Source organism: Methylobacterium carpenticola (assembly GCF_042748905.1).
GTDB classification, from domain to species: Bacteria; Pseudomonadota; Alphaproteobacteria; order Rhizobiales; family Beijerinckiaceae; genus Methylobacterium; species Methylobacterium carpenticola.
This window is the reverse complement of sequence record NZ_JBHZEO010000001.1, coordinates 6687483-6706338: the sequence shown is the minus strand read 5'-3', so window position 1 is coordinate 6706338 and position 18856 is coordinate 6687483. Positions and strand designations below refer to the sequence as shown.

The following is an 18856-nucleotide window of genomic DNA, read 5'->3' as shown; positions in this document are numbered from 1 at the left end:
GAATCTCCCGCCGGCCGCCCTTGTCCGGACGCGACGACGTTGCAAGAGTCGCGCCCGTGACCGTTTCGGCTTCTCCTCCCCCCATCCGGGACCCGCGCCTGACGCCGGCCCGCCCCGATCTCGCCGACGAACGCCTGCGCGGCCTCGTGGTGGCCGATCGCTTCGTCCCGGGCTCGGCGCGGCAGGTGACCGCGCCGCTCGCTCCGCTCCGGCGGGCCCCCCGCGAGGAGGCCGCCCTCGATACCGAGGCGCTGCACGGCGAGGCCGTGACCGTCTACGAGGTGGCCGGCGGCTGGGCCTTCGTGCAGCTCGACCGGGACGGCTATGTCGGCTACCTGCCGGCGGCCAGCCTCGGAGCGCCGGGGCCGGCACCGACCCATCGAGTGGCGGCCCTGCGCAGCTTCGTCTTCCCCGCTCCGGACCTGAAGCGCCCGCCGCTGGCGCATCTGAGCTTCGGCGCCCGGGTCGCCGTCGTCGGCGCGGAGGGGGCCTATGCCCGCCTCGCCGGGGGCGGCTTCGTCTACGCGGCCCATCTCGCCGGCCTCGCGGCGCGCGAGCCCGATGTCGCGGGGACCGCCGCGCGCTTCCTCGGCACGCCCTATCTCTGGGGCGGGCGCTCCAGCCTCGGCCTCGACTGCTCCGGCCTGGTGCAGACGGCCCTCGACGCGGCCGGGATCGCCGCCCCGCGCGACGCGGACATGCAGGAGCGGGCGCTGGGCGAGCCGATCCCGGTCACGCCCGGCCTCACCGGCCTGGAGCGGGGCGATCTCGTCTTCTGGCGCGGCCATGTCGGCCTGATGCTCGACGCCGTGCGCCTCGTCCATGCCAACGGCCATCACATGGCGGTGGCGATCGAGCCGCTCGCGGAGGCGGAGGCGCGCATCCGCGCCGCGGGCGCCGGGCCGGTCACGACGATCCGGCGCCTCCGCGCGGCGCGCTGATCCCGCACGGCCCCGATCCTCCGAGACGATGACGATGCAAGCCGCTCCCTTCACCCTCGCGGGCGTCCTGACGGGGGTGCGCCTCGGCATGCCGGTCTGGCCGAGTCTCGCGGTCTTCGCCGCCGCCTTCGGGGCCGCGGCCGCCCAGCGGGGCCTGAGCCTCTGGGAGGCGACCGCCATGAGCGCCTTCGTGTTTGCCGGGGCGGCCCAGATGGTGACTCTGGAGGTGTGGAGCCAGCCCTGGACCTTGCGCGCCCTCCTCGCCGCGATGACGGTGACGGCCCTGATCAACGCCCGCATGATCCTGATGGGCGCCACCGTGCAGCCCTGGATGCGCGGCTCCCCGCCCTGGCGCACGGCGCTCAGCCTGTTCTTCCTGGTGGATGCCGGCTGGCTCATCGGCATGCGCCACCGCTCGGAAGGCGGGCGCGATCTCGGGGTGCTGGTCGGGGCCGGGCTCGGGATGTGGCCGCTCTGGGTCGCCACCACCGCCGCCGGCCATCTCGCGGGGGCCCTGGTGACGGCGCCGCAGGTCTACGCCCTCGACATGATCATGCCGGTCTTCTTCGCCGCCATGCTGGCGCCGCTCTGGCGCGGCGTCCGCCCGGCCCTGCCCTGGCTGGTCTCCGGTGCGGTGGCGCTCGCGGTGCAGCGCCTCGTGCCGGGCTACGGCTTCATCGCCGCCGGCGCGGTCGCGGGGCTGATCACGGGCGCCCTCGTGGATGACGGGGCGCCGCGATGATCCGGGACCTCCTCGCCGGCCCGGCCGGCTCGGCCCTGGCGATCCTCGCTCTGGCCGTGGTCACCTATCTGTGCCGGGCCTCGGGCGTCGTGGCGATGAGCCGCGTGCGGCTCACCCCGCGGGTGGAGCGGGCCCTGCGGGCGCTGCCCGGCTCGATCGTGGTCGCGACGGCGGTGCCGACCGGGCTCGCGGCGGGCCTGCCCGGTATCGCGGGGCTCGTCACCGCCACGGCCGTGATGGCGCTGACGCGCTTCGAACTCGCGGCGATCGCGGCCGGGCTCGCCGTGGTGGCGGCGGGCCGGGCGCTGGGGCTGTGAGACGCGCTCCGGACGATCGCGTCCGGAAACCGTCTCAGAACCCCGCGGCCCGTGAGCGAAGCCGGTTTCCGCAGCGCGAAAGCGATCGCCCAGCGATTGCGCAGCGATCGCCCGGAAACCGTGTGAGGCCTCACCAGGGCAGCGTCTCGCCCCGGTAGTCGAGGTACACGCAGCCCTTGCGGCCGAGCTGCCGTTCCAGCACGTCCGCCATGCCCTCGGTGCTGGTCGCCACGTCGATGTCGGCGTCCGCGCCGCCCATCTCGGTGCGCACCCAGCCCGGATGCATCAGCACCATACCGAAGGGATCGGCCCGGTGGCGCAGCTCGAAGCTGCGCGTCAGGGTGTTGAGCGCCGCCTTGCTGGCCCGGTAGCTCTCCCAGCCGCCGCTCTCGTTGGCGCCGACGCTGCCCAGGACCGAACTCATCAGCGCCACGAGGCCTCCGGGCGCCACCAGCGGCGCCAGGGTCTCGGCGGCGCGGATCGGGCTCAGCGCGTTCGTCTCGTAGACGCGCAGGGCCACCGCGCGGTCGATCTCCGGCACCGGGACATGGGCGTCGGTGGCGACGCCCGCGACGATGAACACCACGTCGAAGCTGCGCCCGGCCAGCCGGTCCCGCAGACCCGCGACCGCCGCGTCGTCGTCGATGTCGACGCGCTCGATCGCGGGCGCCACCGGGGCGAGCCCTTCCAGCTCCGGGGCCGATCCGCGCGCGGTGGCGGTGACGTCCCAGCCGCGGGCGAGGAGCGCCTTCACCAGCCCGAGCCCGAGCCCCCGCGAGGCGCCGACGATCAGCGCCGACCTGTCCTGCCTTGCCATGATCGTGATCCTTCGTGTCCTGACATCGTGAGGTCCGGCGCGCCTCAGATGCGCGCCGGACGGAGACTGAGCATGGCGAGCGCCGCCTCGAAAGCCGCGTCGAGCGTGTCGGCCCAGACCGAAACCGGGGTCGGCGGCGCGAGCCGGAGAACCGCGTGGGCCTCGCGGCCCGCGACCGAGAGGTCCGCCCCGAGCCGGGCGGCGAGCCCGAGCAGCGCCCGGTTGCCCGCCAGGGTGCGGAGATGGAGCCGCTCCACCCCGGTGTGCCGTGCGGCCGCGCACAGACGCCGCGCGAGCGCCGTCCCGATTCCCCGCCGCCGGTAGGGCGCCTCCACCGTGAGGGCCGCCTCGCCCTCGCCGGGGAGGCCGTGGGTGGCGCGCCCGGCCGGCCGCAGCTCGCCGATACCGCGCAGCTCGCCGTCGAGGAAGGCGCCGACCACGAGGCCGGCGCGCGTGAGCGCCGAGGCGCCGTAGGCCCGCACGCCCTCGCGGCTCACCACCCCCATGAAGCGGTCGAAGCGGCTCTCGGGATCGAGCCTCGCGAAATGCGCCTCGACCGCCGCGCGGTCCGCAGGCCACAGGCGGCGGATCAGGACCGGACCGGCATCGTGTTGGATCATCTCTCGAACTCCAGGACTGCGTCGCATCGCCGTCTCCGGACGTCCTCCCCGCGGCCATCGAGCGGCCGAAGCCGTCGCGCGGCTCAAGCCGCCAAGCGGCCGAAGCCGCCAAGCGGCCGAAGCCGCCAAGCGGCCGAAGCCGCAACGCGGCCGGAGCCGCCAAGCGGCCAGGATGGTGCAATGCAGCGGGGAGCGGCGCCGTTCCCCGGCGCCGCTCCCGGCCGCCCTGCTCCCGGCGCATGGTCGCGCCTTGAAACCACCGCATTGCGTCGGTCCGGCAGGCGGTCTAAGCGGGGCGGCGTGACGCACAGCACCGCTTCCTCCGGCCCCGTCGCCGCCCGCTACGATGCCCTCGTCGCGGAGGGCGCCATCGAGCGCGACCCCGCCCAGGCGCACCTGGTCGGCCACCTCGACGCCCTGATCGCGACGCTGGAGCAGGCGCCGCCGCCGGCCAAGCCCGGCCCCCTCGGGCGCCTGTTCGGGCGCAAGCCCGAGCCGGCCCCGGGGCCGAAGGGTCTCTACGTCTGGGGTCTCGTCGGCCGCGGCAAGACCATGCTGATGGACCTGTTCCACGAGGCGGCGCCCGGGCCGAAGCGCCGCGTGCATTTCCACGCCTTCATGGCCGACGTGCACGAGCGCATCCACCGCCACCGGCAGGCGGTGAAGGCGGGAACCGCCAAGGGCGACGATCCGATCGCCCCCGTGGCGGCGGCGCTCGCCGAGGAGGCGCGGCTCCTCTGCTTCGACGAGTTCACGGTCACCGACATCGCCGACGCGATGATCCTCGGGCGCCTCTTCACCGCCCTGTTCGGCCAGGGCGTCGTGATGGTGGCGACCTCGAACGTCGAGCCCGACCACCTCTACGAGGGCGGGCTCAACCGGGCCCTGTTCCTGCCCTTCATCGGGCTCCTCAAGGAGCGGGTCGCCGTGGTGCGGCTCGATTCGCGCACCGATTTCCGCCTGGAGAAGCTCGGCGGCTCGCCCGTCTACCACGTGCCGGCCGACGAGACCGCCGCCGAGGCGCTGACCCGGGCCTTCCGGGCGCTGACCGGTCGCGGCCAGGGCAGCCCGGCGACCATCGCGGTGAAGGGCCACGACGTCTTCATCCCCGAGGCGGCGGGCGGGGTGGCGCGCTTCACCTTCGCGGATCTCTGCGCGCGGCCGCTCGGCGCCTCGGACTACCTCGCCCTCGCCGAGCGCTTCCACACCCTGATCGTGGAGGGGATCCCGGTGATGGATCTCGCCCAGCGCAACGAGGCCAAGCGCTTCATCACCCTGGTGGACGCGCTCTACGACACCCGCACCAAGCTCCTCGCCTCCGCGGCGGCGGAGGCGCAGGACCTCTACCGGGCCGATTCCGGCCGGGAGGCCTTCGAGTTCGAGCGCACCGTCTCGCGCCTCATCGAGATGCGCTCGGAGGACTACCTCGCCTCGCCGCATGGGCGGCCGGACGAGGCGTCGGGGAGCAGCGAGGGCCTCGTCGAGACCTGAACCTGCGCCGGGGAGGGCTTCCCGCCCCTCCCGCTCTCGATCTGCGTTCCTGCCGCATTTTCTGCGGCGAACCGGCATCCACTTCGTCGGAAAATGCTCTAACCTCGGGGCGCGGCACGGAGCGGGCCGCCGCGTGAAGTCCTCTCCGTCCCGAGTTCCGACAGCGTCCGCATGCCCCGCACCCGCCCCGGTGCCGATTCCCGCGACGAGACCGATCCCCCGCGCGGCGGACGCAGCCGGGCCGGTGCCGCGCGCCTCTCGCCCGAGGGCCAACTCCTCGTCGGCCCGGCCCTGCGGGCCCGCGCGGCGCCGCCCTCGGCGGATGCGCGGCTCCTGGCCATCGCCACCGAGCACCTGCGCCGCCTCGGCCACCGGCAGGTGACGGTGGTGGGCGTCGCGGCGGAAGCCGGGATGACGCACGCCAACGTCTACCGCTACTTCCCCTCGAAGACCGCCCTCGTCGACGCGGTGGCCGGGCGCTGGCTGCGCGAGGTGGAGACGGAACTCGCGGCGATCGCGGACGCGCCCGATCCGGCCGACGACAAGCTGGAGCGCCTGCTCCTCGCCCTCTCGACCCTCCAGCGCGAGGTGCTGGTGCGAGATCCGCACCTCTTCGCCGTGCATCGCGACGCCACCGTCGAGTCCCGGCCGATCGCGCGGCGCCACCGCGGGCGCCTGCGCGCCCTCGTCGAGCGCGTGGTGGAGGAGGGCATCAACGGCGGCGCCTTCCTGCTGCGCGACCGGGAGCGGGCGCTCGCCTTCATCTTCGATGCCAGCCACCGCTTCGTGCATCCGGCCTCGATCCAGCTCGATGCCGAGGTGCCCCGCGACCTGATCGAGGCCCGCTTCGGCGCCGTGATCCGGGCCATCCTCCGCGTCCTGCGCACCGGCGCGCTCTGAGCGGAATGACAATCCGGCCCCGATGTAACCAGGGCCGTTCGCTCGGTTAAGCTGCTGCCGAAGAACGCGAAATCGCTGCATCGCAGCGCCCCGGAGCGGGGCCGCGTGGCCTGATTCCTGCCTCCTCAGGCCCGCTCGGGTTGTCCGCCATGGGCTTTTCGGCCAAACAGGCCCCGCCGGCGCGGGGCTCCTCGCGAGGCGGACCCCGGCCCCTGACGGTTCCCCTTAACCGAAGGATCGGTTTTCACATGGCACGCAAGAAGATCGCGCTGATCGGCGCCGGACAGATCGGCGGCACCCTCGCGCACCTCGCCGGCCTCAAGGAACTCGGCGACGTCGTGCTGTTCGACATCGCCGACGGTGTTCCGCAGGGCAAGGGCCTGGACATCGCCGAATCCGCGCCGGTCGACGGCTTCGACGCCAAGTACAGCGGCGCCAGCGACTACAGCGCCATCGCGGGGGCCGACGTCGTCATCGTGACGGCCGGCGTGCCGCGCAAGCCCGGCATGAGCCGCGACGACCTGATCGGCATCAACCTCAAGGTGATGGAAGCGGTCGGCACCGGCATCAAGACGCATGCGCCGAACGCCTTCGTGATCTGCATCACCAACCCGCTCGACGCGATGGTGTGGGCGCTGCAGAAGTTCTCGGGCCTCGACCCGAAGAAGATCGTCGGCATGGCCGGCGTGCTCGACTCCGCCCGCTTCCGCCACTTCCTGGCCGAGGAGTTCAGCGTCTCGGTGGAGGACGTCACCGCCTTCGTGCTCGGCGGCCACGGCGACGACATGGTGCCGCTGGTGCGCTACTCGACTGTGGCCGGCGTGCCGCTGCCCGACCTCGTCAAGATGGGCTGGACCACCCAGGAGAAGCTCGACGCGATGGTCGAGCGCACCCGCAAGGGCGGCGGCGAGATCGTCAACCTGCTCAAGACCGGCTCGGCCTTCTACGCCCCGGCGGCCTCCGCCATCGCGATGGCGGAGAGCTACCTGAAGGACAAGAAGCGCGTCCTGCCCTGCGCCGCCTACCTCACCGGCCAGTACGGCGTCGACGGCCTGTTCATCGGCGTGCCGATCGTGATCGGCGAGTCCGGCGTCGAGCGCATCGTCGAGGTCGAGTTCTCCGCCGAGGAGAAGGCGATGTTCGAGAAGTCGGTCAACTCGGTGAAGGGCCTCGTCGAGGCCTGCAAGGGCATCAACTCCGCCCTGGCCTGAGGCCAGGGGGCGAGTGGAGAACAGCGAAGGGGGGCGCCGCCGGCGTCCCCGGCCCGCTCCGCCCGCCATTCGCCATTCGCCACTCACCACTCGCCTCATCCGGAAACGTCCATGAACATCCACGAATACCAAGCCAAGGCGGTGCTGAAGGAATTCGGCCTGCCGGTCTCCAACGGCAAGGCCATCTTCAAGGCCGCCGAGGCCGAGGCCGCCGCCAACGCACTCGGCGGGCCGCTCTGGGTCGTGAAGTCCCAGATCCACGCCGGCGGGCGCGGCAAGGGCAAGTTCAAGGAGCCCGAGGCCGGCGAGAAGGGCGGCGTGCGCCTCGCCAAGTCGGTGGAGGAGGTGAAGACCTTCGCCGAGCAGATGCTCGGCCGCACCCTCGTGACGGTGCAGACCGGCGAGGCCGGCAAGCAGGTCAACCGCCTCTACGTCGAGGACGGCTCGGACATCGAGACCGAGTTCTACCTCTCGATGCTGGTCGACCGCGAGACCGGCCGGGTCGCCTACGTGGTCTCCACCGAGGGCGGCATGGACATCGAGCAGGTCGCCCACGACACGCCCGAGAAGATCGTGACCTTCTCGGTCGATCCGGCCACCGGCGTGATGCCGCATCACGGCCGCGCGGTCGCCAAGGCGCTCGGCCTCACCGGCCCGCTCGCCAAGGAGGCGGAGGATCTCACCACCAAGCTCTACCGGGCGTTCACCGCCAAGGACATGAGCATGCTGGAGATCAACCCGCTCATCGTGACCAAGGACGGGCACCTGAAGTGCCTGGACGCCAAGATCTCCTTCGACTCGAACAGCCTCTACCGCCACCCCGAGATCGTGCAGCTGCGCGACACCACGGAGGAGGACGAGAAGGAGATCGAGGCCTCGAAGTACGACCTCGCCTACATCGCCCTCGAGGGCACCATCGGCTGCATGGTGAACGGCGCCGGCCTCGCCATGGCGACGCTCGACATCATCAAGCTCTACGGCGAGGAGCCGGCGAACTTCCTCGATGTCGGCGGCGGCGCCTCCGAGGAGAAGGTGACGGCGGCCTTCAAGATCATCACCGCCGACCCGAACGTGAAGGGCATCCTCGTCAACATCTTCGGCGGGATCATGAAGTGCGACGTGATCGCCAACGGCGTGATCGCGGCGGTGAAGGCGGTCGGCCTGCAGGTGCCCCTGGTGGTGCGCCTGGAGGGCACGAACGTGGAGAAGGGCAAGGAGATCATCCGGTCGTCGGGCCTCAACGTCATCCCGGCGGACGATCTCGACGACGCCGCGCAGAAGATCGTCGCGGCCGTGCGCCAGCGCTGACGCCGCCCTCCCGAACGCAAAGCACCGGAGCTCACGCCCGTGTCCATTCTGATCGACAAGAATACCAAGGTGATCTGCCAGGGCTTCACTGGCAAGAACGGCACCTTCCACTCCGAGCAGGCGATCGCCTACGGCACGCAGATGGTCGGCGGCACCTCGCCGGGGAAGGGCGGCTCGACCCATCTCGGCCTGCCGGTCTTCGATACGGTGAAGGAGGCCCGCGAGGCCACCGGCGCCGACGCCTCCGTCGTCTACGTGCCGCCGCCGGGCGCCGCGGACGCGATCTGCGAGGCGATCCAGGCCGAGATCCCACTCATCGTCTGCATCACCGAGGGCATCCCGGTCCTCGACATGGTGCGGGTGAAGCGGGCGCTCGAAGGCTCGAAGTCGCGCCTCGTCGGCCCGAACTGCCCCGGCATCGTCACGGCGGGCGAGTCGAAGATCGGCATCATGCCGGCCAACATCTTCAAGCCCGGCTCGGTCGGCATCGTGTCGCGCTCCGGCACGCTGACCTACGAGGCGGTGTTCCAGACCACCAACGAGGGCCTCGGCCAGACGACGGCGGTCGGCATCGGCGGCGATCCGGTCAAGGGCACCGAGTTCATCGACATGCTCGAGATGTTCCTGGCCGATGACAAGACCGAGTCGATCGTGATGATCGGCGAGATCGGCGGCTCGGCCGAGGAAGAGGCGGCGCAGTTCATCGCCGACGAGGCCAAGCGCGGCCGCAAGAAGCCGATGGTCGGCTTCATCGCCGGCCGCACGGCGCCTCCCGGCCGCCGCATGGGCCATGCCGGCGCGATCATCTCGGGCGGCAAGGGCGGCGCCGAGGACAAGATCGCCGCCATGGAGGCCGCGGGCATCCGCGTGTCGCCGTCGCCGGCCCGCCTCGGCAAGACCCTGGTCGAGGTCCTGCGGGGCTGAAACCGCTGCGGGGCCGTCCGGCCCCGCAGCGATGCTCCCCGCGCAGGGCTGATGCCCGCGCGGGGTCCGCGTCCGGAGCCCATATCGGGCTCCTTCACCGAACACGCCGCCCGCCGCTCCCCCGGAGCCCGTGCGGGCCGAACCGTGGGTAGACCGTCGCCATGGCACGCCAGGACGTGAACGAAACCCTTCTCGGCACCTCGTTCCTGTACGGCGCGAACGCCGCCTACATCGAGGATCTCTACGCCGCCTACACGAAGGACCCGAACTCCGTCGATCCGGAGTGGCGCGCCTTCTTCGCCGGGCTGAAGGAGGAGAAGGCGATCGTCGTCAAGAACGCCGAGGGCGCGTCCTGGACGAAGCCGAACTGGCCGGTGGCGGCCAATGGCGAGCTGGTCTCGGCGCTCGACGGCAATTGGTCGACCCTGGAGAAGGCGGTCGGCGAGAAGATCAAGGCCCGCACCGAGAGCAAGGGCGCGCCCGTCGCCCCCGCCGACGTGCAGCAGGCGACGAAGGATTCGGTGCGCGCGATCATGCTGATCCGCGCCTACCGCATGCGCGGCCACCTGCACGCCAAGCTCGATCCGCTGGGCCTGCAGCCCCGCAGCGACCACGAGGAGCTGCACCCGCAGCATTACGGTTTCGCGGAATCCGATTGGGACCGCCCGATCTTCCTCGACAACGTGCTCGGCCTCGAATTCGCGACGATCCGCGAGATCGTGGCGATCCTGGAGCGCACCTACTGCCAGACGCTCGGCGTCGAGTTCATGCACATCTCCGATCCCGAGGAGAAGGCCTGGATCCAGGAGCGCATCGAGGGCAAGGACAAGGAGATCTCCTTCACCGAGCAGGGCCGGCGGGCGATCCTCAACAAGCTCATCGAGGCGGACGGCTTCGAGAAGTTCCTCGATCTCAAGTACACGGGCACCAAGCGCTTCGGCCTCGACGGCTCGGAGGCGATGGTCCCGGCGCTGGAGCAGATCATCAAGCGCGGCGGCGCGCTCGGCGTGAAGGAGATCGTGATCGGCATGGCCCATCGCGGCCGGCTGAACGTGCTCGCCAACGTGATGAGCAAGCCCTTCCGGGCGATCTTCCACGAGTTCAAGGGCGGCTCGTCCTCCCCGGCGGAGGTCGAGGGCTCGGGCGACGTGAAGTACCACCTCGGCGCCTCGAGCGACCGCAGCTTCGACGGCAACGACGTGCACCTGTCGCTGACCGCCAACCCGTCGCATCTCGAGATCGTCGATCCGGTGGTGCTGGGGAAGGTGCGCGCCAAGCAGGACCAGCACAACGACGCCCCCGACCAGCGCACCAGCGTGCTGCCGCTCCTCATCCACGGCGACGCGGCCTTCGCCGGCCAGGGCGTGGTGGCGGAGTGCTTCGGCCTCTCGGGCCTGAAGGGCCACCGCACCGGCGGCTCGATCCACTTCATCATCAACAACCAGATCGGCTTCACCACCGATCCGCGCTTCTCGCGCTCCTCGCCCTATCCGTCCGACGTGGCGAAGATGGTCGAGGCGCCGATCTTCCACTGCAACGGCGACGATCCGGAGGCCGTGGTCTTCGCCGCCAAGGTCGCCACCGAGTACCGGCAGAAGTTCCACAAGCCGGTCGTGATCGACATGCTGTGCTACCGCCGCTTCGGCCACAACGAGGGCGACGAGCCCGCGTTCACGCAGCCGAAGATGTACCAGATCATCCGCAAGCACCCCTCGACGCTGGAGATCTACGGCAAGCGCCTGGCCGAGGCCGGCGCCGTCAAGGAGGCCGATCTGGAGGCCCGCAAGGCCGAGTTCCGCGCCTCCCTCGACAGCGAGTTCGACGTCGCCAACGCCTACAAGGCCAACAAGGCGGACTGGCTCGACGGCCGCTGGTCGGGCCTGAAGTCGGTGCGCGAGGACGAGGACGATCCGCGCCGCGGCCGCACCGGCATTCCGGCCGAGACCCTGCGGGAGATCGCCGACCGGATCACCAAGGTGCCGGAGAATTTCCGCCTGCACCGCACCATCCAGCGCTTCCTCGACAACCGCGCCAAGGCGATCGAGACCGGCGAGGGGATCGACTGGGCGACCGCCGAGGCGCTGGCCTTCGGCTCGCTGCTCCTCGAGAACCACCGGGTCCGTCTCTCGGGCCAGGACGTGGAGCGCGGCACCTTCTCGCAGCGCCACTCGGTGCTGATCGACCAGGAGAACGAGGAGCGCTACACGCCCCTCAACCACATCCGCGAGGGGCAGGCCCGCTACGAGGTCATCAACTCGATGCTCTCGGAGGAGGCGGTGCTCGGCTTCGAGTACGGCTATTCCCTGGCCGAGCCCAACGCCCTGGTGCTGTGGGAGGCGCAGTTCGGCGACTTCGCCAACGGCGCGCAGGTGGTGATCGACCAGTTCATCTCCTCGGGCGAGCGCAAGTGGCTGCGCATGTCCGGCCTCGTGCTGCTGCTGCCGCACGGCTACGAGGGCCAGGGGCCCGAGCATTCCTCCGCCCGCCTGGAGCGCTACCTCCAGATGTGCGCCGAGGACAACATGCAGGTCGCCAACTGCTCGACCCCGGCGAACTACTTCCACATCCTGCGCCGGCAGCTGAAGCGCGACTTCCGCAAGCCGCTCGTGCTGATGACGCCGAAGTCGCTGCTGCGCCACAAGCGGGCGGTGTCGCGGCTCTCCGACCTCAGCGAGGGCGAGAGCTTCCACCGCGTGCTGTGGGACGACGCCGAGAAGGCGACGGACGGCGTCAAGCTGGTCAAGGACGACAAGATCCGCCGCGTCGTGCTCTGCTCGGGCAAGGTCTATTACGACCTCTTCGAGGAGCGCGAGAAGCGGGGCATCAACGACGTCTATCTCCTGCGCGTCGAGCAGCTCTACCCGTTCCCGCTGAAGTCGCTGGCCGGCGAGGTGTCACGCTTCCGCAATGCGGAGGTGATCTGGTGCCAGGAGGAGCCCAAGAACATGGGATCCTGGACCTTCGTCGAGCCCTATCTCGAATGGGTCCTCAACCAGGCGGGCGTGCCCTCGAAGCGCCCGCGCTACGTCGGGCGTCCCGCCTCGGCGTCGACGGCGGTGGGCCTGATGTCGAAGCACGTGGCGCAGCTCCAGGCCTTCCTCAACGAGGCCCTGGCCGTCTGAGGCGCCGCGGCGATGGCCTTCTTCCTCTGCCGGCTCGTCGCCCCCCGGGCGACCTTTCCCGGGGACATGACGCCCCGGGAAGGGGAGGCGATGCGGGCGCATGTCGCCCACTGGCACGGCGCCCTCGGCCGCACGGTCCTCGCCTTCGGTCCCGTCCTCGATCCGGCCGGGGCCTGGGGCCTCGGCCTCCTCGCGGTCGCCGATGCGGCGGAGGCGCAGGCCTTCACGCAGGCCGATCCCGTCGTCGCCGCCGGCCTCGGCTTCCGTTACGAGATCCATCCCATGCCGCAGCTGAGCCTTGCGCCTGCCGCGGCCATCCCATCCGTTCCCGCTCATTGAGAGGAGGCGCCCCGCTCCGGGGCGCGATGCCATGGCCACCGAAATTCGCGTCCCGACCCTGGGCGAGTCCGTGAACGAGGCCACGATCGGCCGCTGGTTCAAGAAGCCCGGCGACACCGTCAAGGCCGACGAGCCGCTGGTCGAACTCGAGACCGACAAGGTGACCCTCGAGGTCAACGCCCCCGCCTCCGGCAAGCTCGGCGACATCGTCGCCAAGGACGGCGAGACGGTGGAGCCCGGCGCGCTGCTCGGCTCGATCGTCGAGGGCGCCGGCAACGGCGCCGCCGAGCCGGCCCCGGCCACCAAGCCCGCGCCCGCCGAGAAGCCGGCCCAGACCTCCTCGGCCTCCTACGGCAGCCACGGCGATGCGGCCCCGGCGGGTGCCCGCCCGAGCCAGGACCACGGCCCGGCCGTGGCCCGCCTCGCCCAGGAGACCGGCGTCGACCCCGCGGCCCTCCACGGCAGCGGCAAGGACGGCCGCGTGACCAAGGGCGACATGCTGGCGGCGGCCTCCGCCCCGGCCCCCGCTTCCGCGCCCGCGCCGCTGCCGCAGGTGGCCCGCGCGCCCTCCGCGCCGGACGATGCCGCCCGCGAGGAGCGCGTCCGGATGACCAAGCTGCGCCAAACCATCGCCCGGCGCCTCAAGGACGCGCAGAACATCGCCGCCATGCTGACGACGTTCAACGACGTCGACATGAGCGCCGTGATGGCCCTGCGCCAGCAGTACAAGGACGTCTTCGAGAAGAAGCACGGCACGAAGCTCGGCTTCATGGGCTTCTTCACCAAGGCGGTGATCCAGGCCCTGAAGGACGTCCCGGCGGTGAACGCCGAGATCGACGGCCAGGACATCGTCTACAAGAACTACTATCACATCGGCATCGCGGTCGGCACCGATAAGGGCTTGGTCGTGCCGGTGGTGCGCGACGCCGACAACCTGTCGATCGCGGGCGTTGAGAAGACGATCGCGAATTTCGGCCGCAAGGCCCGCGACGGCAAGCTCTCCATCGACGAGATGCAGGGCGGCACCTTCACGATCACCAACGGCGGCATCTACGGCTCGCTGATGTCGACGCCGATCCTCAACGCGCCGCAATCGGGCATCCTCGGCATGCACCGCATCGAGGAGCGGCCGGTGGTGCGGGCCGGCAAGATCGAGGTGCGGCCGATGATGTACCTCGCCCTGTCCTACGATCACCGGATCGTGGACGGGAAGGAGGCCGTCACCTTCCTGGTGCGGGTCAAGGAGGCGCTGGAGGACCCGGCGCGCCTCGTCCTCGACCTCTGATCGTTCGAAATCTCCGGCGCGGGATCCCCTCTCCCGGGTGGGAGAGGGGTCGGGGTGAAGGTGGAGACGGCGCCGCCTGGACCCTGAACCGTCCCGCTGGCGGCTCAACGCTTCCGGCTTGATCCTGAAGCCGAGCCACCCTCACCCCTGCGCCCCTCTCCCGAACGGGAGAGGGGGGATCCCGCGCTAAGCCGGAGGGGTTCAGCACACGTTTCTGATGGAGGACGGCGCGCGATGGACAAGGTCTTGGTCGTCACCGGCGGGAGCCGCGGCATCGGGCGGGCGGTCTCGCTCCTCGCGGCGCAGCGCGGCTGGATCGTCTGCCTCTCCTACGTGGCGAACCGCGACGCGGCCGAGGCCGTGGTGCGGGAGATCGAGGCCGGCGGCGGCAAGGCGCTGGCGGTGAAGGGCGACGTGGCGGTCGAGAGCGAGGTTGCCGACCTGTTCACGGCGGCGGACGCCCTCGGCCCTCTCGGCGGCCTCGTCAACAACGCGGGCGTCGTGGATTACGCGGCCCGGGTCGATGAGATGACCGCCGCCCGCCTCACCCGCATGATGACCACCAACATCGTCGGCTCCTTCCTCTGCGCGGCCCAGGCGGTGCGGCGGATGTCGACCAAGCATGGCGGCCAGGGCGGCGTCATCGTCAACCTGTCCTCGGTGGCCGCCCGGCTCGGCGCCCCGGGCCAGTACGTCGATTACGCGGCCTCGAAGGGCGCCATCGATACCTTCACCACCGGACTCGCGGTCGAGGTCGCGGACGAGGGCATCCGCGTCAATGCGGTGTCGCCCGGCCTGATCGAGACCGAGATCCATGCCAGCGGCGGCCAGCCGGACCGGCTCGCGCGCCTCGGCCCCCTGGTGCCCATGAAGCGGGCCGGCACCGCCGAGGAGATCGCCGCCCCCATCGTCTGGCTCCTGTCGGACGAAGCCTCCTATGCCACCGGGGCCAACCTCACGGTCTCGGGCGGCCGCTGAGCCTCCCTCTCGTCATCGGAATGCCGGCCCGGCGCCCCCGCGCCGCCGGCCAACTCGCGGGTTCTCGACCATGTCCTACGATCTCGTCGTCATCGGCACCGGCCCTGGCGGCTACGTCTGCGCCATCCGGGCGGCCCAGCTCGGCCTGAAGACCGCCGTGGTCGAGAAGCGCGCGACCCATGGCGGCACCTGCCTGAACGTCGGCTGCATCCCCTCCAAGGCGCTGCTCCACGCCTCCGAGGCCTTCGAGGAGACCACCAAGCACCTGCCGGTGCTCGGCATCACGGTGGGCGAGCCGCAGCTCGACCTCGCCAGGATGATGGCCTTCAAGCAGGAGGGCGTGGACGGCAACACCAAGGGCGTCGCCTTCCTCCTCAAGAAGAACGGCGTCGAGAGCTTCCAGGGCGTCGGCCGCCTCGCGGGCGCGGGCCGGGTCGAGGTGCAGTCGGAGGACGGCGGCAACCACCTCTTGGAGACCAAGAACATCGTCATCGCGACGGGCTCGGACGTGGCGAACCTGCCCGGCGTGACGATCGACGAGGAGGTGGTGGTGTCCTCGACGGGCGCCCTCGATCTCAAGGCGGTGCCCGGCAAGCTCCTGATCATCGGGGCCGGCGTGATCGGGCTCGAGCTCGGCTCGGTCTGGCGCCGCCTCGGCTCCGAGGTGACGGTGGTCGAGTATCTCGACCGGGTCCTGCCCGGCATGGACGGCGAGGTCGGCAAGCAGTTCCAGCGCATCCTGGAGAAGCAGGGCGTCAAGTTCCGCCTCTCCTCGAAGGTCACGGGCGTCGAGCGCACCAATGCGGGCGCCAAGGTGACGGTGGAGCCGGCCGCCGGCGGCGCGGCCGAGACCCTCGACGCGGACGTGGTGCTGGTCGCGATCGGGCGCGTGCCCTACACGGCTGGTCTCGGCCTCGACACGGTGGGCGTGCAGCGCGACAACAAGGGCCGGATCCTCACGGACAACCACTACGCCACGAACGTCACCGGCATCTACGCCATCGGCGATGTGATCGCGGGGCCGATGCTGGCGCACAAGGCCGAGGACGAGGGCGTCGCGGTGGCCGAGGTCCTGGCCGGCAAGGCGGGCCACGTGAATTACGGCGTGATCCCGAACGTGGTCTACACCACGCCGGAGGTCGCCTCGGTGGGCAAGACCGAGGAGGAGCTGAAGAAGGACGGGATCGCCTACAACGTGGGTAAGTTCCCCTTCACGGCGAATGGCCGCGCCAAGGTCAACCACACCACGGACGGCTTCGTGAAGGTGCTGGCGGATGCCAAGACCGACCGGGTGCTCGGCGTGCACATCGTCGGGCCCGACGCGGGCAACCTCATCATGGAGGTCGCGGTGGCGATGGAATTCGGCGCCTCCTCGGAGGACATCGCCCGCACCTGCCACGCCCACCCGACCCTGACCGAGGCGGTCAAGGAGGCGGCGCTGGCCGTGGAGAAGCGCGCCCTGCACATGTGATAAGGTTTCCGGAAGATCACTTTCGGAAACCGTATCACGAGCCCGCGCGGCGCCTGAGCGAGGCCGGTTTCCGCATCGCGAAGCGATCATCCGGAAACCGTATGACGGAGGAACGGCCGCGAGCCGCCGCGTGCGGCATCGCGGCCGCCTCGCTTGAGGCTGCGCATCGGCACGCCTGATGTCGTGGCTCATGGTAACGGGTGAGGCGACGGCCCAGGCCGACGACCGGATCACGACGCTCTCGCCGGACGGGCAGGTTCTTCTCCCGACGGCGATCCGTCGGCACCCGCTTCCTCGTCGAGGACACGCCGGACGGCGTGCTGCTGCGTCCGGCGCCTCGGCCGCGCGGAGCACTGCTCCGCCTTCCTCGACCGGGCTCTGATCAGAAAGGCGGCCCTCGTCGGCGCGGTCCCGACGAGAGAGCCGTGAGGGCGATCAGCCCAGCTCCTCCGCCAGGAAGGCCCGCACCGAGGCCGCCTCGATCCCCGGGGCGATGAAGCTGCTCCCGATGCCGCGGGCCAGGATGAAGGTCAGCGCCCCGTCGCGCACCTTCTTGTCCTGCCGCATGGCGTCGAGGAGTTGGTCGGCATCGCCGCTGCCGCCCGGCACCTGGGCGAGGCTGGTCGGCAGGCCGGCGAGTGCGAGGTGGTTGGCGACCCGGCCCGCATCCTGGCCCGGGCAGAGGCCGAGCCGGGCCGAGAAGCGGAAGGCCAGCGCCAGGCCGATCGCCACCGCCTCGCCGTGCACGAGCCGCGCCGAATCGTAATGCGTCAGGCGCTCCAGCGCGTGCGCGAACGTGTGGCCGAGGTTGAGCAAAGCCCGTTCCCCGTCCTCGCGCTCGTCCCGCACCACCACCCCAGCCTTGGCGCGGCAGCAGGAGGCCACGGCGCGCTCGCGCGCGGGGCCGCCGGAGAAGATCTCGGCGAAGTTGGCCTCGCACCACGCGAAGAAGTCGGGATCGTCGATCAGCCCGTATTTCGCCACCTCGGCATAGCCCGCGCGCATCTCGCGCGGGGACAGGGTGTCGAGGGCGGCCGTGTCCGCCAGCACCAGGCTCGGCTGGTGGAAGGCGCCGATCAGGTTCTTGCCGTGCGGGGAATTGATGCCGGTCTTGCCGCCCACCGAGGAATCGACCTGGGCGAGCAGGCTCGTCGGCGCCTGCACGAAGCGCACGCCGCGGCGCAGCACCGCGGCGGCGAAGCCGGCGAGGTCCCCGACCACGCCGCCGCCGAGGGCGAGCACGAGGTCGCGCCGCTCAATGCGGTGGGCGAGGAGCGCGTCGCAGACCTCCGTGAAGGCCGCGTAGCTCTTCGAGCCCTCGCCCGGCGGCACGGTGACGAGGGCGGTCCGCAGGCCCGCCGCGCCGAGCGCCCCCAGCACGGCCTCGCCGTAGAGGCCCGCCACATTGGTGTCGCTCACCACGGCGACCGCCCGGGCGCCGAGGGCGGCGCAGCGGGTCCCCACCTCGGCCAGGAGGCCCCGGCCGACCAGGATGTCGTAGGCGCGCCCGCCGTTGAGCGGAACGTGCACGGTCTCGCGCGCGGTCATTGGGCGGCGACGCTCCGGCTCGTCGCATCGGTGGCGAAGTAGCCGTCGAGCCCTTCGAGCACGTCCTGCACGACCCGGTCGTGCGAGACGTCCCGGGACAGCACCATCACGTCGGCGCTGCCGTAGACGGGGTGGCGAATATCCATGAGCCGGCGCATCGTTCCTTCGGGATCCTCGTTCTGCAGCAGGGGGCGGCCCGGCCGCTTGCGCACCCGGCGCATCAGCACGTCGAGTTCGGCCTTGAGCCAGACCGAGACCCCACGCTCGCCGATCCGGCGGCGCGTCTCGGGGCGCATGAAGGCGCCGCCGCCGGTCGCCAGCACCATGGGCCCGTCGCGCAGCAGGCGGGCGATCACCCGCTCCTCGCCGTCGCGGAAGCTCGTCTCTCCGTAGATCGCGAAGATGTCCGCGATGGTGAGGCCCGCCGCGGCCTCGATCTCGTGGTCGGCGTCCATGAAGATCATGCCGAGACGGCCGGCGAGCCGCCGCCCGACCGTGCTCTTGCCCGCCCCCATCAGCCCGACGAGGACGATGGAGCGCTGGCCGAGTCCGCGCCGTACGCGAGTCTCGATCGTCTCGTCCGGGGGAGAAGGGTCAATCATGCGGCGTTCTTAGCCTGTTTTCCATGCGGCGGGAAACGCGGGAGGTGGCCGGCCGCGGATGGATTTTGGGCCGTCATCCACCGGCACGCGGGCGCGGGCGCAACAGCCGCCGCGTTTCCGCCGGCCGCGCCACCGCGTCCCTTGCCTCGCGGGCGGGTGCATGGTCGAACCGTGCGGCACTGCACCCGCGAAGACGCATCTCCCGCGCTCCGCCGCCCGACCCTGCGAGGCCCGCCCGAC

At 71.3% G+C, this 18856-nt stretch carries 17 protein-coding genes; 13 read left to right on the top strand and 4 right to left on the bottom strand.

Annotated features, from left to right (window positions below; genetic code table 11):
• Positions 1 to 56: 56 nt before the first annotated feature.
• From ACE101_RS31040 to ACE101_RS31030, 3 genes are read left to right on the top strand one after another with little or no spacing between them, the layout of a single operon-like run.
• On the top strand, positions 57 to 941 hold the full coding sequence (locus ACE101_RS31040) for a C40 family peptidase (RefSeq protein WP_379138293.1): 885 nt from the start codon (positions 57 to 59) through the stop codon (positions 939 to 941).
• A 34-nt stretch (positions 942 to 975) separates the two neighbouring features.
• Entirely contained in the window at positions 976 to 1683 is a 708-nt protein-coding gene (locus tag ACE101_RS31035) for an AzlC family ABC transporter permease (protein WP_379138291.1), read from the top strand.
• Positions 1680 to 2000, top strand: coding sequence for an AzlD family protein (locus ACE101_RS31030; protein ID WP_379138289.1), 321 nt, complete (start codon positions 1680 to 1682; stop codon positions 1998 to 2000). Before ACE101_RS31035 ends, ACE101_RS31030 begins: the two co-directional genes overlap by 4 nt.
• 130 nt (positions 2001 to 2130) lie before the next feature.
• On the opposite strand, the gene ACE101_RS31025 is transcribed toward ACE101_RS31030, so the two are convergent.
• Both ACE101_RS31025 and ACE101_RS31020 read right to left on the bottom strand, forming a co-directional pair.
• Complete coding sequence (locus ACE101_RS31025; RefSeq protein ID WP_379138286.1) at positions 2131 to 2817, bottom strand: SDR family NAD(P)-dependent oxidoreductase; 687 nt, start codon at positions 2815 to 2817, stop codon at positions 2131 to 2133.
• A gap of 44 nt (positions 2818 to 2861) precedes the next feature.
• The gene (locus ACE101_RS31020) at positions 2862 to 3437 is read right to left on the bottom strand and encodes a GNAT family N-acetyltransferase (protein WP_379138283.1); all 576 of its coding nucleotides are present in this window, start codon (positions 3435 to 3437) and stop codon (positions 2862 to 2864) included.
• A gap of 300 nt (positions 3438 to 3737) precedes the next feature.
• Between ACE101_RS31020 and zapE the strand changes: the two genes are divergently transcribed.
• From zapE to lpdA, 10 genes are all read left to right on the top strand, one after another.
• Entirely contained in the window at positions 3738 to 4928 is a 1191-nt protein-coding gene (zapE, locus tag ACE101_RS31015) for a cell division protein ZapE (protein WP_379138281.1), read from the top strand.
• A gap of 171 nt (positions 4929 to 5099) precedes the next feature.
• On the top strand, positions 5100 to 5828 hold the full coding sequence (locus tag ACE101_RS31010) for a TetR/AcrR family transcriptional regulator (protein WP_379138278.1): 729 nt from the start codon (positions 5100 to 5102) through the stop codon (positions 5826 to 5828).
• A 248-nt stretch (positions 5829 to 6076) separates the two neighbouring features.
• Positions 6077 to 7039, top strand: a complete 963-nt coding sequence (mdh, locus tag ACE101_RS31005) for a malate dehydrogenase (RefSeq protein WP_379138275.1) — start codon at positions 6077 to 6079, stop codon at positions 7037 to 7039.
• A 111-nt stretch (positions 7040 to 7150) separates the two neighbouring features.
• Positions 7151 to 8347, top strand: a complete 1197-nt coding sequence (sucC, locus tag ACE101_RS31000; RefSeq protein ID WP_379138272.1) for an ADP-forming succinate--CoA ligase subunit beta — start codon at positions 7151 to 7153, stop codon at positions 8345 to 8347.
• A gap of 39 nt (positions 8348 to 8386) precedes the next feature.
• Positions 8387 to 9271 (top strand): succinate--CoA ligase subunit alpha, encoded by an 885-nt coding sequence (sucD, locus tag ACE101_RS30995; RefSeq protein ID WP_379138269.1) that lies wholly within the window; start codon positions 8387 to 8389, stop codon positions 9269 to 9271.
• Between the two features lie 161 nt (positions 9272 to 9432).
• Complete coding sequence (locus ACE101_RS30990) at positions 9433 to 12393, top strand: 2-oxoglutarate dehydrogenase E1 component (protein WP_379138266.1); 2961 nt, start codon at positions 9433 to 9435, stop codon at positions 12391 to 12393.
• 12 nt (positions 12394 to 12405) lie between these two features.
• Positions 12406 to 12732, top strand: coding sequence for a YciI family protein (locus ACE101_RS30985; protein WP_379138263.1), 327 nt, complete (start codon positions 12406 to 12408; stop codon positions 12730 to 12732).
• A 31-nt stretch (positions 12733 to 12763) separates the two neighbouring features.
• Positions 12764 to 14017, top strand: a complete 1254-nt coding sequence (gene odhB / locus ACE101_RS30980; protein WP_379138260.1) for a 2-oxoglutarate dehydrogenase complex dihydrolipoyllysine-residue succinyltransferase — start codon at positions 12764 to 12766, stop codon at positions 14015 to 14017.
• 234 nt (positions 14018 to 14251) lie between these two features.
• Positions 14252 to 14995, top strand: coding sequence for an SDR family oxidoreductase (locus ACE101_RS30975; RefSeq protein ID WP_379138257.1), 744 nt, complete (start codon positions 14252 to 14254; stop codon positions 14993 to 14995).
• A 70-nt stretch (positions 14996 to 15065) separates the two neighbouring features.
• On the top strand, positions 15066 to 16466 hold the full coding sequence (lpdA, locus tag ACE101_RS30970; protein ID WP_379138254.1) for a dihydrolipoyl dehydrogenase: 1401 nt from the start codon (positions 15066 to 15068) through the stop codon (positions 16464 to 16466).
• 435 nt (positions 16467 to 16901) lie between these two features.
• Here the strand turns inward: lpdA and aroB are convergent, their stop codons facing one another.
• Both aroB and ACE101_RS30960 read right to left on the bottom strand, forming a co-directional pair.
• The gene (aroB, locus tag ACE101_RS30965) at positions 16902 to 18014 is read right to left on the bottom strand and encodes a 3-dehydroquinate synthase (protein WP_379138252.1); all 1113 of its coding nucleotides are present in this window, start codon (positions 18012 to 18014) and stop codon (positions 16902 to 16904) included.
• Entirely contained in the window at positions 18011 to 18616 is a 606-nt protein-coding gene (locus ACE101_RS30960) for a shikimate kinase (RefSeq protein ID WP_379138248.1), read from the bottom strand. Before ACE101_RS30960 ends, aroB begins: the two co-directional genes overlap by 4 nt.
• Positions 18617 to 18856 lie beyond the last annotated feature (240 nt).